The sequence below is a fragment of the Micromonospora sp. NPDC047762 genome (assembly GCF_043204655.1).
Classification (GTDB): Bacteria; Actinomycetota; Actinomycetes; order Mycobacteriales; family Micromonosporaceae; genus Micromonospora.
This window is the reverse complement of the sequence record NZ_JBIDCQ010000001.1, coordinates 756,673-771,432: the sequence shown is the minus strand read 5'-3', so window position 1 is coordinate 771,432 and position 14,760 is coordinate 756,673. Positions and strand designations below refer to the sequence as shown.

Annotated in this window: 14 protein-coding genes; 6 read left to right on the top strand and 8 right to left on the bottom strand. The window is 72.0% G+C overall.

What is annotated here, in order from left to right:
• Window positions 1-53: 53 nt before the first annotated feature.
• Entirely contained in the window at window positions 54-1,190 is a 1,137-nt protein-coding gene (locus tag ACGF3C_RS03785; protein ID WP_393218458.1) for a diacylglycerol kinase family protein, read from the bottom strand.
• Between the two features lie 123 nt (window positions 1,191-1,313).
• Between ACGF3C_RS03785 and ACGF3C_RS03780 the strand changes: the two genes are divergently transcribed.
• From ACGF3C_RS03780 to purD, 3 genes are all read left to right on the top strand, one after another.
• Window positions 1,314-2,603 (top strand): adenylosuccinate synthase, encoded by a 1,290-nt coding sequence (locus tag ACGF3C_RS03780; protein WP_357232596.1) that lies wholly within the window; start codon window positions 1,314-1,316, stop codon window positions 2,601-2,603.
• A 308-nt stretch (window positions 2,604-2,911) separates the two neighbouring features.
• Window positions 2,912-3,715: a hypothetical protein gene (locus ACGF3C_RS03775; RefSeq protein ID WP_393218455.1), complete on the top strand. Its 804-nt coding sequence runs from the start codon at window positions 2,912-2,914 to the stop codon at window positions 3,713-3,715.
• Between the two features lie 83 nt (window positions 3,716-3,798).
• The gene (gene purD / locus ACGF3C_RS03770; protein WP_357234533.1) at window positions 3,799-5,049 is read left to right on the top strand and encodes a phosphoribosylamine--glycine ligase; all 1,251 of its coding nucleotides are present in this window, start codon (window positions 3,799-3,801) and stop codon (window positions 5,047-5,049) included.
• 52 nt (window positions 5,050-5,101) lie between these two features.
• Here the strand turns inward: purD and ACGF3C_RS03765 are convergent, their stop codons facing one another.
• From ACGF3C_RS03765 to ACGF3C_RS03755, 3 genes are all read right to left on the bottom strand, one after another.
• Window positions 5,102-6,664: an AMP-binding protein gene (locus ACGF3C_RS03765; RefSeq protein ID WP_357234530.1), complete on the bottom strand. Its 1,563-nt coding sequence runs from the start codon at window positions 6,662-6,664 to the stop codon at window positions 5,102-5,104.
• A gap of 192 nt (window positions 6,665-6,856) precedes the next feature.
• Window positions 6,857-8,071, bottom strand: coding sequence for an acyl-CoA dehydrogenase family protein (locus ACGF3C_RS03760; RefSeq protein WP_393218450.1), 1,215 nt, complete (start codon window positions 8,069-8,071; stop codon window positions 6,857-6,859).
• Between the two features lies 1 nt (window position 8,072).
• Window positions 8,073-8,525, bottom strand: a complete 453-nt coding sequence (locus ACGF3C_RS03755) for an SCP2 sterol-binding domain-containing protein (RefSeq protein WP_357230215.1) — start codon at window positions 8,523-8,525, stop codon at window positions 8,073-8,075.
• A 67-nt stretch (window positions 8,526-8,592) separates the two neighbouring features.
• Between ACGF3C_RS03755 and ACGF3C_RS03750 the strand changes: the two genes are divergently transcribed.
• A complete protein-coding gene (locus ACGF3C_RS03750; RefSeq protein ID WP_357230213.1) occupies window positions 8,593-9,231 on the top strand; it encodes a TetR/AcrR family transcriptional regulator in 639 nt (212 codons plus the stop codon).
• On the opposite strand, the gene ACGF3C_RS03745 is transcribed toward ACGF3C_RS03750, so the two are convergent.
• A complete protein-coding gene (locus ACGF3C_RS03745; RefSeq protein ID WP_393218445.1) occupies window positions 9,206-9,871 on the bottom strand; it encodes a DedA family protein in 666 nt (221 codons plus the stop codon). The two genes, ACGF3C_RS03750 and ACGF3C_RS03745, sit on opposite strands and share 26 nt — an antisense overlap.
• Window positions 9,872-10,041: 170 nt before the next feature.
• Here ACGF3C_RS03745 and ACGF3C_RS03740 point away from each other — a divergent pair, with 170 nt between their 5' ends.
• Window positions 10,042-11,193, top strand: coding sequence for a histidine kinase (locus ACGF3C_RS03740; protein WP_357230211.1), 1,152 nt, complete (start codon window positions 10,042-10,044; stop codon window positions 11,191-11,193).
• Window positions 11,190-11,831, top strand: coding sequence for a response regulator transcription factor (locus ACGF3C_RS03735; protein WP_357230209.1), 642 nt, complete (start codon window positions 11,190-11,192; stop codon window positions 11,829-11,831). Before ACGF3C_RS03740 ends, ACGF3C_RS03735 begins: the two co-directional genes overlap by 4 nt.
• Window positions 11,832-11,843: 12 nt before the next feature.
• Here the strand turns inward: ACGF3C_RS03735 and ACGF3C_RS03730 are convergent, their stop codons facing one another.
• The 3 genes from ACGF3C_RS03730 to ACGF3C_RS03720 all read right to left on the bottom strand — a co-directional run bounded on the left by ACGF3C_RS03730 (window position 11,844) and on the right by ACGF3C_RS03720 (window position 14,755).
• Window positions 11,844-12,464 carry a DedA family protein gene (locus ACGF3C_RS03730; protein WP_357230207.1) on the bottom strand — a complete coding sequence of 207 codons (621 nt, stop codon included), beginning with the start codon at window positions 12,462-12,464 and terminating at the stop codon, window positions 11,844-11,846.
• Between the two features lie 72 nt (window positions 12,465-12,536).
• Window positions 12,537-13,799 (bottom strand): adenylosuccinate synthetase, encoded by a 1,263-nt coding sequence (locus ACGF3C_RS03725; protein ID WP_393218440.1) that lies wholly within the window; start codon window positions 13,797-13,799, stop codon window positions 12,537-12,539.
• Complete coding sequence (locus tag ACGF3C_RS03720; protein WP_357230203.1) at window positions 13,796-14,755, bottom strand: hypothetical protein; 960 nt, start codon at window positions 14,753-14,755, stop codon at window positions 13,796-13,798. Before ACGF3C_RS03720 ends, ACGF3C_RS03725 begins: the two co-directional genes overlap by 4 nt.
• Window positions 14,756-14,760 lie beyond the last annotated feature (5 nt).

Genomic DNA, 14,760 nt, shown 5'->3' with positions numbered 1-14,760 from the left:
AATCGCCCAACAGGGCCGATCGGCTCAGGCAGGTCGGCCGGTCGCGGCCGAGGTCAGATCGACCAGACCGCCCAGGCGCCCGGCTCGACCCACCAGGAACGCTTACGGGTCAGCTCGCTCTCGACACCATCGTCGAGGTACGGCACCCTGCCCTCCCTGGGCAGCACCGACACCGCCCGTCCACGGGCCCGCCGAACTTCGAGGCGTACCCGCTTGCGCCCCCACGTCGACCGGACGACCACCGGCACGGCCACCGCGACCTCGACCTGGCCGTCGGTCGGGTCCGGCGCGGTCAGCAGCGTCACGTCGTTGAGCGTCGCGTACCCGCCGGCGTTGCCGACCGCGCAGGCCAGCAGCGGTTCCGAACCGTCGGTGAGGATGGTGTCGTCGACCTCCACCCGGGCGCGCCAGTGCAGCGGCCGGCCGGCGTCGTCGGCTGCGCCGAGGAGCGCGCCGTCCAGGGTCACCGAGCCACCGTCGTTGCGGAGCAGGTCCAACCGGCGCGGCGTGCCGTCCAGCACCGCGGCGGCCACCGCCGCCGGGTCACGGGGCAGCCCGAGCTGCGCGGCCAGGTCCCGGTGGGTGCCGCCACGGGCCGGGTCGAGCGGGAGTACGGCCACCGGCGGCAGGTCGGGCAGGGTCCGGTTGCCGGGCAGGTCCGCCGGGCGCTTGCTCGGCGCCGGGGCGTACCGCTTGACCAGCCGGCGCAGCACGGCGCGCAACTGCCCGTCGCTCGCCGTGGCGATGACCAGCCGGGTCTTGCTGTCCGGGTCCGGCCAGGTGAGGCCGTCCGGGCGTGCTGGGCCGTCGAATCGGGCCAGCACCGCGTCGATCTCGGCGTCGGAGCGGGCCGTGACCGTCTCCACCCGGGCGCCCCGGGCGTTCAACGCGTCGGCGCACGCCAGCACCGGCACCCGTGGTCGCTCCGTCGCGCACTGCCCGGTGTCGGTCTCGCCGCTGCCGGCCTGGTCGGTGTTCGCCTGCCCGCTGCTGGTCTGGTCGTTGCCGGCCTGGTCGGCATTTGCCTGGCCGGGGGCGGCCTGGCTGGTGTTTTCCGGCCCAGTGTCGGCCTGGCTCGTTGGGCCGGTGTCGGCCCCGGTCGCGCCGCCGCCGCAGCAGGCCCCGCCGCTGCCGCAGCCCCCGGGAGCGTCCCGCTCCGAACCAAGGGTGAGCAGCACCACGTCGTACACGGAAGAGCCTCCTGCCTCTCGACGCGACCCCTGCCGGCCACGCCGTCACTACTTGTTAACCTGACACCCCGGGCTCGCCGAGCGGTCGCCACCTGGCACCCGAGCCTTCTGGAGGCGGAAAAGATGCCAGCGATCGTGCTCATCGGCGCTCAGTGGGGCGACGAGGGCAAGGGCAAGGTTACCGACCTGCTGGGTGAGCGGGTCGACTACGTCGTGCGCTACTCCGGCGGCAACAACGCCGGGCACACGGTGATCACCCCGGACGGCCAGAAGTACGCGCTGCACCTGATGCCGTCCGGCGCGCTCTCACCGAACGCGATGATCGTCATCGGCAACGGTGTGGTGGTCGACCCGAAGGTGCTGCTCGCCGAGATCGACGGCCTGGCGGAGCGCGGCGTCGACGTGTCCCGCCTGCGGATCTCCGGTGACGCTCACCTGATCATGCCGCACCACCGGGCGCTGGACCGGGTCATCGAGCGCTACCTCGGCTCGTCCCGGATCGGCACCACCGGCCGCGGCATCGGCCCGGCGTACGGCGACAAGGTCGCCCGGATCGGCATCCGCCTCCAGGACCTGCTCGACCCGGGCATCCTGCGCAAGAAGCTGGAACTCGCGCTGCGCGAGAAGAACCAGATCCTCTTCAAGGTCTACAACCGCAAGGCGATCGACGTCGACGCGACGGTCGAGGAGTACCTGGCGTACGCGGAGCGGCTCAAGCCGTACATCGCGGAGACCCGGGCGATGCTCTGGGACGCCCTGGACCGGGGCGAGACGGTGCTGCTGGAAGGCGCCCAGGCCACCATGCTCGACATGGACCACGGCACCTACCCCTTCGTGACCTCGTCCAACCCCACCGCCGGTGGTGCCTGCGTGGGCGCGGGCATCCCGCCGACCGCGATCAACAAGGTCATCGCGGTGAGCAAGGCGTACACCACCCGGGTGGGTGCCGGGCCGTTCCCGACCGAGCTGTTTGACGCCAACGGCGACCACCTGCGCAAGATCGGCGCTGAGTACGGCACCACCACCGGGCGGGAGCGCCGGTGCGGCTGGTTCGACGCGGTCGTCGCCCGGTACGCCTGCCGCCTCAACGGCGTCACCGACCTGGTCATCACCAAGCTGGACGTGCTCACCGGCCTGCCCAAGGTGCCGATCTGCGTCGGCTACGAGATCAACGGCGTCCGGGTCGACGACATGCCGATGAGCCAGACGGACTTCCACCACGCAAAGCCCGTCTTCGAGGAACTCGACGGCTGGTGGGAGGACATCACCAAGGCCCGCACCATCGACGACCTTCCGGAGAACGCCCGCCGCTACATCGCGAGGGTCGAAGAACTCTGCAACACCCAGGTGAGTGTCGTAGGCGTAGGCCCAGGCCGAGAAGAAAACGTAGTCCTCCACCCCCTCCTCCCCTAACCCCCCGCACCCACCCCCACCCCCCGTGTTGATCATGAAGTTATTGCCATCGCTGTCGGCGTGTCGAGGCAATAACTTCATGATCAACCAGCTCTGAGAGCCTCGTTATCCACAGGGGTGGAGGGGTTGTCCACAGGGGGTCGTTTCGGGTTTCGGGTTGGGCCAGGGTGGCCGGGTGGATGCCTTGGATGTGGTGCGGCAGATTGCGGCCGTGCGGGACGGAGTTGTAACACTCAAGGCAGGCGCGTGCGGCTGGCCTGACGACGCATGAGGTGCAGCGGCTTTGTCGGACTGGACGCTGGCGGGTCGTGGCGCGTGGCGCCTATCTGGTGGACGCTGACCGGTACGACGGCGTTCCGCGAGCGGCACGGATCAGGGCTGCGGTGGCCTCCTTCGGGCCAGCCGCAGCCGCTGTGCTCGCAACGGCTGCGGAGCTGCACGGGTTAGCCGGTCTGCGGGCCACCGACGTGATCGACCTGTCGGTGCCAGGCCCGATCGCCAGGCCAGCCCGGCTTGCCCACCCGGAGGTGGTGGTCCATCAGTTGGTCATTCAGCCCGACCAACTTGTCCAGGTGAACGGAATCACCGCTACAGAACCGCTGCGGACCCTTGCCGACGTGAGCCTTCGGGTTGATCGTCTTTCGGCGGTGAGTGTGCTGGACTCGGCACTGAATCGTCGGCTCGTGACCATCGATGATCTGCTCGCCATTCCGCGCCTCGTTCGAGGACGACGCGGTGCGGTCGTGGCGCGTGGCTACCTCAGCGAGGTCGATGGGCGTGCGCAGTCCCCGTTGGAGACGCGGACCCGGCTGCGCTGCGTGGACGGGAGAGTGCCACCGGACGCACTGCAACTTGAGGTACGCGATGAGGACGGCTACCTGTTGGGGATCGGGGATCTCGGCTGGCGGGGCCCTCGCGTCATCGCCGAGGCCGACGGCCGCGGCCCTCACGGTGCCCCGGAGGCCGCCTACGCCGACCGCCGTCGACAGAACCGCCTCGTCAAAGCCGGCTGGACCGTCCTCCGATTCACCTGGCAGGACACCCTCCACCCCGCCTACATCCCGCACACAGTCCGCCAGGCAATCGCCGCTGCCCGACGCCGTCGATCATGAAGTTGTTGCCACGACACGCCGCGGCGGAGGGCAATAACTTCATGATCAACGGTGGGGTAAGGGGGGACAGTAGGATCTCGGGCGTGCGGGTTCTTTTGGTGGGTGGTGGCGGGCGCGAGCATGCGCTTGCGCTCGGGTTGGTGGCGGATTCGCGGGTTTCTGCGGTTGTCGCGGCGCCGGGTAATCCGGGGATCGCGGGCGTGGCTGAGCTGCGGGCCGTCAATGCCACAGATCCGGCCGCGGTGGCGGCGTTGGCCGTGGAGGTGGCGGCTGACCTGGTGGTGGTCGGGCCCGAGGCGCCACTGGTCGCCGGGGTCGCCGATGCGGTACGCGCCAAGGGCATCGCCGTGTTCGGTCCATCCGGTGCGGCCGCGCAGCTGGAGGGCTCCAAGGCGTTCGCCAAGGACGTGATGACCGCCGCTGGCGTGCCGACCGCCCGCGCGTACGTCTGCGCGGACGAGGAGAGCACCGCCCGGGCGCTGGACGAGTTCGGCGCGCCGTACGTGGTGAAGGACGACGGGCTAGCCGCCGGCAAGGGCGTGGTGGTGACCGACGACCGGGCCGCCGCGTTGGCGCACGCCAACGAGTGCGGACGGGTCGTGGTCGAGGAGTTCCTCGACGGCCCGGAGGTCAGTCTCTTCGTGGTCACCGACGGCGAGGCGGCGCTGCCGTTGGTGCCGGCACAGGACTTCAAGCGCCTCGGCGACGGCGACACCGGGCCGAACACCGGTGGCATGGGGGCGTACGCGCCGCTGGCCTGGGCGCCGTCCGGTCTGGTCGACGACGTGATGCGCGATGTGGTCCACCCGACGCTCGCGGAGATGCGTCGCCGGGGCACCCCGTTCGCCGGCCTGCTCTACGTGGGGCTCGCGATCACCGCCGCCGGCCCTCGGGTGATCGAGTTCAACGCGCGCTTCGGCGACCCGGAGACCCAGGTGGTGCTCGCGCTGCTGGAGACCCCGCTGGGCGGGTTGCTGCACGCGGCGGCCACCGGCTCGTTGGCCGAGCACCCGCCGCTGCGGTGGCGGGACGGCAGCGCCGTGACAGTGGTGCTCGCCTCGGCGGGTTATCCGGCCGCGCCGCGCACCGGAGACGTGATCACCGGTGCGGACCGTCCGGGCATCATCCACGCGGGCACCGCCCGCCGGGCCAGCGACGGCGCGTTGCTCTCCGCCGGCGGCCGGGTCCTCTGCGGTACGGCCACCGGCGTCGATCTGGCAGCCGCACGGGACGCCGCGTACGCGCTGGTGGACGGGGTGGAGTTGGCAGGCTCGCAGCACCGCACCGACATCGCCTCCGCCGCGATCGAGGATCGGATCACGATTCCCGGCTGAACTCGGGCAACCCCCGGCAGTGACATCCAGGCGACCGTCGGCAGCGCCGCCGTCAGCCGTAGTAGCGGCGCAGCTCTCGGGTGAGCACCTTGCCGGTGGCGTTGCGGGGTAGGTACTTCACGAGGATCACGTCCCGGGGGACGCTGAACCGGGCCAGAAAGTGCCGGACGTACTCGCGGACCGCCTCGGGGTCGAGGGTCTCGCCGGGGTGCAGGGCGAGGAACGCGGAGAGGCGCTGGCCGTACTCGGGGTCGGGCACGCCGATCACTGCCGCCTCGCGGACCTGTGGCAGTTGCGCGAGCAGGTCCTCCACCTCGGACGGGAAGACGTTCTCGCCGCCAGAGACGATCATGTCGTCGGCCCGGCCGTCGACGAAGAGCAGCCCGTCGGCGTTGAGCCGGCCGAGGTCGCCGGTGTCGAGCAGCCCGTCGTGGGTTTCCCGGCTGGCACCTGAGGTGTAGCCCTCGAAGAGCATCTCGTTGCCGACGAAGATCCGCCCGACCCGTCCGTCCGGTACGGGTTGGCCGTCGTCGTCGAGCAACTCCAGTCGGGTGCCGTGCGGGGGACGACCAGCGGTGGTGGGTGCTTGACGCAGGTCCTGCGGGCCGGCGATGGAGGCCCAGGAGACCTCGGTGGACCCGTAGAGGTTGTAGAGGACGTCTCCGTAGACGTCCATGAACTTCGGGGCCAGTCCGCCGGGCAGGGCGGAGCCGCTGACCGCGACGACAGTGAGCTGGGGGCGCGGGTCCGGCGGGGGCACCTCCAGCAGCCGTTGCACCATCACCGGTACGGCGAAGAGCGCGTCGCAGCGGTGCGCGGTCAGGGCGGCGAGCGTTGCGGCCGGGTCGAAGCGGCGGTGCAGCACGATGGTGGCCCGTAGTGCCAGGCAGACCTGGAGGGCGGCGAATCCCCAGGTGTGGAAGATCGGTGCGGCGATCATCACCCGGTTTCGGGCGTGCAGGGGGATGCGGTCGATGATGGACACCAGTGGGCCGAAGCCGCTGGGTGTCGGCCTCCGGGCGCCCTTGGGTGTGCCGGTGGTGCCGGAGGTGAGGACGATGATCCGGCCGTCGCGCTCGGGTGGTTGCAGGTCACCGGGCAGTGCCCCGGCCACCAGTTCCTCGCGGGCGCGTTCGTCTAGCCGGTGCAGCTCGGCGGGGAGGCCGAGAACCCGATCGGCGAACTCGTCGTCGTGCACGAGGAGCCGCAGTCGCTGCTCCTCGGCGACGGTGCCCAGCTGGGCGGCGCTGAGCCCGGTGTTGACCAGTACCGCGTCGACGCCGAGCAGGGTGGCGGCGACGATCGTCTCGATCAGTCCGCTGTGGTTGCGGCAGAGCACGCCGATCCGGTCGCCGGCCTGTACGCCGAGCCCGGCCCGCATCGAGCGGGCCATCCGTTCGGCCCGGTCGAGCAGGTCGTGGTACGTCAGCTCGACGCCGTTCTCGTCGATGACGGCGGGCCGGCCCGGGTCCCGGGCGGCTGCCTGGCGTAGCTCGCCTGCCAGGCTCCACCCCCACGTGCGCAACGCGTTGAGCTGCGAGGCGACCCGGATCGGGCTGCCGGGGGTGAGCAGCCCGCGACGGGTCAGCGTGGTGACGACGAACGGCAGGTCCATGCCGCAGACCTCCTCGGGGTGGTGCGCGGACGGGCGGCGGCCCGCCCGTCCATCAGGGCTTCTTTCCTTGATCATGCACTGGGCGCGGCTGAAGGCCCAGTTCGCGTCGGCGTGGGGTGACGAAGACGGCACAGATCGTGGAGTCCGGCCCGCCGTCGGCCCGCCCCTCGAGGAGGGCTGGGCCGACGGCGGTCAGCGGATCTGCATCCCGGAGATCGCCCGGGAGATGACCAGTCGTTGGATTTCCGAGGTGCCCTCGAAGATGGTGTAGATCTTGGCGTCCCGGTACCAGCGCTCGACCGGGTGGTCACGTAGGAAGCCGGCTCCGCCGAGCAGTTGCACTGCCTTCTCGGTGACCGACACGGCCACCTCGCCGGCCTTGAGCTTGGACATCGATCCTTCGCCCGCTGTGAACGGGCGGTTGTTGCGGCCCATCCACGAGGCCCGCCAGACCAGCAGCCGCGCCGCGTCGATCTCCATCCGCATGTCGGCCAGCGCGAACGCGACCCCCTGGTTCTCGATGATCGGGCGTCCGAACTGGACGCGGTCCTTCGCGTAGTCGAGGGAGTATTCGTAGGCGGCCCGGGCCACGCCGAGCGCCTGGGCGCCGACGGTGGGTCGGGACAGCTCGAACGTGCGCATCGCGGCCTGCCCGGTGGACCGCTGACCGGAGCGGGCACGGTCGAGGCGTTCCAGCAGGGCGTCCCGTCCGCCGAGGAGGCAGCGGCCGGGTACGCGTACCCCGTCGAGGAAGACGTCGGCGGTGTGTGACGCGCGGAGGCCGAGTTTGCGCAGCTTGCGGGTGGCGGCCAGGCCGGGGGTGCCGGGCGGTACGACGAACGCCGCCTGACCCCGGGAGCCGAGCGCGGGGTCGACGGAGGCGGTGACCACGTGCACTCCGGCGATGCCGCCGTTCGTGGCGTACGCCTTCTGGCCGGTGAGCACCCACTCGTCGGTGGCCTCGTCGTAGACGGCCCGGGTGCGCATCGCGCCGACGTCGGAGCCGGCTTCCGGCTCGCTGGTGCAGAAGGCGGCGACGGTCGGTGAGTCAACGTCGCCGAAGCACTGCGGCACCCACTCGACCATCTGGTCCGGGGTGCCGGCGCCGTAGATGGCGGCGACGGCGAGCGAGGTGCCGAAGATGCTCATACCGATGCCGGCGTCACCCCAGAAGAGTTCCTCGCTGGCGATCGGAAGGGAGAGCCCGGTCGGGTCGGCCCAGCAGGTGGCGAGGAACTCGAAGCCGTAGAGGCCGACCTTGGCGGCTTCCTGGATCACCGGCCACGGGGTGTCCTCGCGTTCGTCCCACTCGGCGGCGGCCGGGCGCACGACCTCGGCGGCGAAGCCGTGCACCCAGTCGCGTAGATCCCGCTGTTCCTCGTTCAGGTCGAGCGAGAACTCAGCCATGTCAGGCCTTGGGGATGTCGAACAGGTTGGCGATGTTGGCGGCGAGGCCGAGGTCGCCCTTCGCCTTCAACTTGCCGGTCATGAACATCATCACCGGGTTGGCGCCACCGGAGACGATCTTCAGGAACTCGACCGGGCCCATGGTGAGAGCCAGCTTCGGGTCGTGCTGCGGGGTCGAGTTCACGACGCAGGTGCCGTCGGCGATGACCACCTCGTAGGTGTCGCTGCCGCCGTCGGGGCGACCGGTGATGATCCAGTGGATGACCGCGTTGGTGGAGCCGGCCCGGTCCGCGCGGAACAGCGACGGCATCCGGCCGAACACCTCACCCAGGACCTTGTCGCGCATGTCGCCGGACATCACCTGGGCGATCTTGTCGTCCGGGGTGGACTTGACCAGCTGGGCGAACTCCTTGGGGCCCACGTTGGCGAAGGTGGCCGGGTCGAAGTCAGTCATCAGGTGTGCCTTCCGGAAGATTGGCTACTCGTGCGTAACCCTACGCACGAGTAGGTATGCTCGCAAGGTGTCCAGCGTCCCCGCCTTCAAGCGCCTGCCTCGCGCCGTCCGCGAGCAGCAGATGCTCGACGCGGCCGTCAAGGTCTTCTCCCGACGTGGTTTCCACGCCGCCAGCATGGACGAGATCGCCGAGGACGCCGGCATCTCCAAACCCATGGTGTACGCGTACCTCGGCACCAAGGAGGAGCTCTTCGTCGCCTGCCTGCACCGGGAAGGCACCCGGATGATGCAGGCCATCGCCGGGGCGGCGGCCCCCGACCTGCCGGCCGACGAGCGGCTCTGGCGCGGGCTGAGGGCGTTCTTCGGCTTCGTCGGCGCCTACCGGGACGGCTGGGCGGTGCTCTACCGGCAGGCCCGGGGCGAACAGCCGTTCGCCGGCGAGTTGGCCACCATGCGGGCCCGGCTGGTCGAGGTGGTCGCCGGAATGCTCGACCACGCGCTGCGCGCCGAGGGCCGCGAGATCGCCGCCATCGACCTGGAGGTCGTCGCGTACGCCCTGGTCGGCGCGACCGAGTCGTTGGCTGACTGGCTCGCGGACCACCCGGACGCCGACCCGGAGAAGACGGCCACCCGGATGATGAACGTCGCCTGGCTCGGCGCCGCCCAACTGCTGCACGGCGTCACCTGGCGTCCGCCGGCCGCCTGACGGCCCCGGCGGAAAGAGCGTCGGTGCCCGGCTCGCCGGCCCGCGCCGTACGGCGGCGGTTGCGGAGCCAACGGACCACCTCGACGACCACCGTCACCGTCAGGGCGAGGCCCAGACCGAGCAGGAGACCACGCAGCGGGTCCTGCTCGAAGGCGAGCCCACCGACGTACCCGACCAGCGCGGAGTAGAGCCCCCACGAGCTGGCGGCCAGCGCGTCGAAGGCGAGGAACCGTCGCCGGGGATAGCGCACCGCACCCATGGTGAGGGTGACGGCGGTCCGGCCGCCGGGGATGTAGCGGGCCACGGTGAGGATCAGGCCGCCCCGGGTGGCGATCCCCCGACGGGCCCGGTCGATGGCGGCCCGGCGTCGACCGTCGGGCGGCAGCCGGTCGAGCAGCCGGGTGCCGCCGCCCCGCCCGATGGCGTACGAGATGTGGTCCCCGACCAGCGCCCCGGCGGCGGCCACGAGGATCACCGCCGGCAGGTACGGCGCTCCGGAGGCCGCGAACACCCCCGCGGTGATCACCGCCGTCTCGCTCGGCACCACCGGGAAGAAGCCGTCGAGCACCGCGATCGCGAAGATCGCCAGGTACACCCAGGGCGAGGACATCGTGTCGTGCAGCAGGTCGAGCAGATCCATGATCCCGATGCTGGTCGGGGCGGCGGCTCCGGACATCGGCCAGTGGTCAGGTGGGCGGCACTACTTAGGTAGCGGCCGGCCCGGACTGTGCATCGGGGTCATCCCCCACCTCACCCGGGTACGGCGCTGCGGGGCGGCCCGATGCGTCGGCTGGGCCCTAGGCTCGCTGCGTGGCCTCCAGCGCCGTCGCCCTCCGGCGGGTCGTCCATCGGTACGCCCCGCCGCTGCTCGCCGTCCTGGTCGCCGCAGCCGTGTGGGCCAGCGCGACCGGTGACATCGGGGTCCGCTCGCCGCTGCCGAGCATGGTCGTGCTGCTGATCGCACTGGGCTCGGCCTGGGCCGCCGGCACGGTCCGGACCCGCCGCTGGCCGTTGTTCCTGGCCGCGGCGGTCGGCTGGCTGGTGCTCGCCGCGGCGGCGGCCGGGGTGCTGGCCTCGTACCAGGCGGGTCTGCGGTTGCGAGGTCGCCAACTCGCCGGGTACCTCGCCGGTGCGGCGGGGGTGCTGACCGGCGGGGTACTGGTCGGGCTGGCGGTGGGTGGCGTACGCCGGATCACCACCGCCAGCACCGGCAACGTGCTGCTGCTCGCCGCCGGCCTGGTGGGGCTTCCGTTGATCTTCGGCCTGTGGGTGCGGGCCCGTCAGGACACGCTCGCCGCCCTGCGGGACCGGGCCGAGCGGCTGGAACGCGAGCAGGAGGCCCGCGCCGACCGGGTCCGCGCCGAGGAACGGACCCGGATCGCCCGGGAGATGCACGACGTGGTGGCACACCGGGTCTCGTTGATGGTGGTGCACGCCGGGGCGCTGGAGGTGACCGCCGCGGACCCGGCCACCGTCGAGGCCGCCGCGCTGATCCGGACGACCGGCCGGCAGGCGCTCACCGACCTGCGCGAGGTGCTGGGTGTGCTGCGCCAGGCCGACCCGACCGTGACGCCGGAGCGGGGGCTGGACACGTTGGATGAGTTGATCGGGGAGTCCCGTGCCGCCGGGCTGCGGGTGTCCCGGCAGGACGAGGGTGTGCCGAGGGCACTTCCAACGACGCTGGGGCGTACCGCGTACCGGGTGGTCCGTGAGGCGCTGACCAACGTTCGCAAGCACGCGGCCGACGCCGAGACGACCGTCTGCCTGCGCTACCTGCCCGACGGGCTGGAGGTGCTGGTCCGTAACGGCCCGTCCGAGGGCGGGTCGGCGTTGCCGGGTGCCGGGCAGGGGCTGCTCGGGCTGCGCGAGCGGGTGGAGCTGCTCGGCGGCCGGTTGGAGGCAGCTCCGGTGGACGACGGCTTCCTGGTCCGGGCCCTGATTCCGCTGGCGGGTGCGACGTGATCCGGGTCGTGGTGGTCGACGACGAGCAGTTGGTTCGGGCCGGGCTGCGGCTGATCCTCGAGGCGGCGGAGGACATCACTGTCGTCGGTGAGGCAGCCGACGGTGCCGGCGCGCTGGAGCAGGCCCAGCGGTTACGCCCCGACGTGGTGCTGCTCGACGTGCGGATGCCGGGCGTCGACGGGCTGACCGTGGCGCCCGACGTGGTCGCCGTCGGCCCAAAGGTGATCATGTTGACCACCTTCGACCTCGACGAGTACGTGCACCGCGCGCTACGTGCCGGCGCGGTCGGCTTCCTGCTCAAGGACACCCCGCCCCGCGAGCTGGCCGCCGCCGTCCGCACGGTGGCCGCCGGGAACGCGATGCTCGCCCCGACGGTGACCCGGCGCCTCATCAGCTCGTTCGCCGAGCGCGGTCCGGCCCGCCGGGAGGCGGCCCGTGAGCGGCTCGCACCGCTGACCGAGCGGGAGCTGGCGATCGTCCGGGAGGTGGCGCGCGGGCGCGGCAACGCGGAGATCGCCCGGCGGCTGACGATGAGCGAGGCCACCGTCAAGGCACACGTCAGCCGGGCGCTGGCGAAACTCCACGCGGGCAACCGGGTGCAGCTGGCCATCCTGGTGTACGACGCCGACCTGCTGTGACGGGTGTGCCCGTCAGCGTCGAGCGGCGGCGCGTCGGTGCGCCTGGCGGCGCAGCCACCGAATCCCCTCCAGCCCGAACGTGACGACCAGCGAGACCCCCACCCCGACCAGCACGCCCTTCACCGGGTCACGTTCGAAGGCCAGCCCGCCGAAGTAGCCGAGCAGCCCGCAGTACAGCGCCCAGGTGATCGTCGCGATGCTGTCGTACAGCAGGAACGACCGGCGGGGATAGCCCACCGCGCCCATGGTGAGGGTGACGGCGGTCCGCCCGCCCGGCACGTACCGGCTGGTGGTCAGGATCATCCCGCCGCGCCTGTCCACCGCCCGCCGGGCCCACTCGGAGCTGGCCCGCCGGCGGCTGCCGTCGGGCAGGCGGGCCAGCCGGCGGGCACCTCCGCCCTTTCCGATGGCGTACGAGATGTGGTCGCCGACCAGCGCGCCCACGGCGGCGCTGACGATCACCAGGGTCAGGCTGGGGTGCCCGGCGCTCGCCGAGAGCACCCCGGCGGTGATCACCGCCGCCTCGCCCGGCACCGCGGGGAAGAACGCGTCGACCGCGGTGAGCCCGAAGATCACCAGGTAGACCCACGGCGACGTGACCGTCCCACGGAGGAGGTCGAGGAGGGCGTCCATTCCCCCATGCTTGCCGGGCGCGACCTGCCCGGTGGGCGAGTCGCCGGATCACAGGCCTTCGGCCCCGAGTTGTCAGTTGGCGCGGACCAGGGCCGGTGGGGCCAGCAGTGGGCCGCACCGGGTCTTGTCGTCGGCGGTGGGGCCGTGCGAGGTCAGCACCACCGGGGTGCCCAGCTCCGCGCGTACCGCCTCGGCCCAGTCCGCCGGTGGGTCGTCGTACACCGGGCGCGAACGCAGCAGGCGGGCGGTGAGCGCGGCCTGCCGGTCCAGGTCGCCGGGCGGGCCCGGGGTGAGCCGGTCGGTGGTGTCGTAGCGGCGGCAGATCCGCAGGTCGGGGCCGGTCAGGTCGAGGTGGGTAAGGGCCAGGCCGTCGACGCCGCCGGCCGCGGCGAGGGCGTACCGGTGGGCGACCGCGTCGAAGTGGCCGAACCGGAACCGGCCCTGCCACGGGTTCGTGGCGTTGTGCGCGTCGGCGAACGGCAGGCTGCTGTCCTCGGTCACCAAGGGGCCGTGCCCGTGCCGGGTGGTGACGACGCGGAGCACCCCGATCCGGGTCACGTCCCCGGGTCGGCCCGCCTCGGCGAGCAGGCTGTCGACGTTGGCGAACGTGGTGGTGCTCCAGGTGGTGTACGGGTGGAAGCCGTGCCACTCGTCGAGCAGCACCCCCTGCGCGCCCTCGAAGACGCAGGTCCCGGTGCGCAGCGCCCCGGCGAGCCAACTGGCGTCGACGATGGCGACCCGGTCGGCGAACCCCGTGTACGCGGGCAGGCAGTCCTCGATCGGTGGCGCGTCCAGCGGGCCCAGCTCGGCGGTCAGCCGGTCCCGCAGGATGGTCAGCCTGCGGCGCAGCAGTGCCGGGTGGTGGCAGTCGGCGACCCGGGGCGCGTCGTCGGGGTGGGCGAGACCGTACGCGACGGCCTCGCCCACCCCCAGCCCGCAGGAGCCGTGCCGGTCGGCTCCCCGGGCGATCTCGCGGGCCCGGTTGGCGGCCCGGTGGTACGGGGTGGCGAGCAGTGCGTCCCCGTCGACGGTCAGCCGGTCGAGCGCGTCGGGCACCCCGACAGCGGCGAGGTGGTCGGCCTCGGCGGCCATCGCCAGCGGGTCCACCACCACGTGCCGGGACAGGTGCGTACGCACACCGGGATGGAAGGTGCCGGCACCGAACTGCGCGAACGTGTGGTGCCGCCCGTCGCGCAGCACGACGTTGTGTGCCGCCTGCGCGCCCCCGTTGAAGCGGACCACCGTGTGCACGGGACGGGTGGCGCAGAGCCAGTCCACAACGGTGCCCTTGCCGGCGTCGCCGTAGCCGAGGTCGACCACCGCCACGTGGTTCACAACCGGGTCACCCCGCTGGCCGTGTCGGTGAACGTCGGCAGCGTCGACACCTCGGCCCGCCGTCCCCGACCGAGGCGGGCCAGCGCCTTCGACACGGTCCCGGTGGCGCTGGAGCCGGCGCGGTCCAGGTCACGCAGGCCCTCGTCCAGGTCGATGGCCTGCTCGCCGAGGCCGATGGTGAGCGCGATGGTCTCGCAGACCGCGTCGAGGTCGTCGAGCACGACGGTGTTCTGCCCGAGCAGGTCCCGCCAGAAGTCGAGCACCGTGGCGTTGCCGGAGTAGTGGCTGCCGGTGGGGAGCAGGTAGTAGGTGTCCCAGCGGCGGGTCACCTCGTCGACGACCTGCCGCAGCGGCACGTCCTCGGAGAGGTCGTCCCCGATCAGGCCGGCCACCTCCCGGGCCTTCACCCGCTGGTACGCCAGCTCGTCGCCGATGATGAACAGGTAGCCGCGCCGGCCGCGCTTCTCCCAGTTGTCGGTGACCGTGTGCCGGGCCATGAAGTACATGGCCAGTTCGTACGACTCGCTCATCTGTCCGCCGCCACCGCCCTCCAGCACGATCCGGCCGAGGTCGTCGTCCATCCGGTTGTCCGACTCGAACTGGCCCACCTGCAACGGCACCCGGTCGCAGGTGGCGTCGCCGATGGCACCGAACATGATCTGCGGGTCGCTGGCGTAGCCCTGCCGTTGCAGCAGCCCGAGCAGTTGCGGCAGCTTGGTCTGCAGGACCCGTGGCACCGTGCGCATCGAGCCGGTCACGTCGAAGAGCACCGCGACGGGGGTCGACCGGGGGTGCTCGGCGGAGTCGCGGCTCTCGCGGGTCGCGTCCCTGGGGTCGAGCGCGGGGTGCACTGTGCGCGCCCCGCTGTCGCTGTAGGAGAAGGCGCTCCTGCCGGTGGACCGGCGGTAGCGGTCGGCTGCGTCGTACACGTCGGTGGACCAGATTCCACTGCCCATGACAG

What these genes read in the sequence shown, in the direction of transcription:
- ACGF3C_RS03720 (WP_357230203.1), bottom strand. Translation starts at nt 14,755, where the DNA reads ATGGGCAGTGGAATCTGGTCCACCGACGTGTACGACGCAGCCGACCGC.
- ACGF3C_RS03765 (WP_357234530.1), bottom strand. Translation starts at nt 6,664, where the DNA reads ATGGACCTGCCGTTCGTCGTCACCACGCTGACCCGTCGCGGGCTGCTC.
- ACGF3C_RS03730 (WP_357230207.1), bottom strand. Translation starts at nt 12,464, where the DNA reads ATGGACGCCCTCCTCGACCTCCTCCGTGGGACGGTCACGTCGCCGTGG.
- ACGF3C_RS03760 (WP_393218450.1), bottom strand. Translation starts at nt 8,071, where the DNA reads ATGGCTGAGTTCTCGCTCGACCTGAACGAGGAACAGCGGGATCTACGC.
- ACGF3C_RS03780 (WP_357232596.1), top strand. Translation starts at nt 1,314, where the DNA reads ATGCCAGCGATCGTGCTCATCGGCGCTCAGTGGGGCGACGAGGGCAAG.
- ACGF3C_RS03755 (WP_357230215.1), bottom strand. Translation starts at nt 8,525, where the DNA reads ATGACTGACTTCGACCCGGCCACCTTCGCCAACGTGGGCCCCAAGGAG.
- ACGF3C_RS03745 (WP_393218445.1), bottom strand. Translation starts at nt 9,871, where the DNA reads ATGGATCTGCTCGACCTGCTGCACGACACGATGTCCTCGCCCTGGGTG.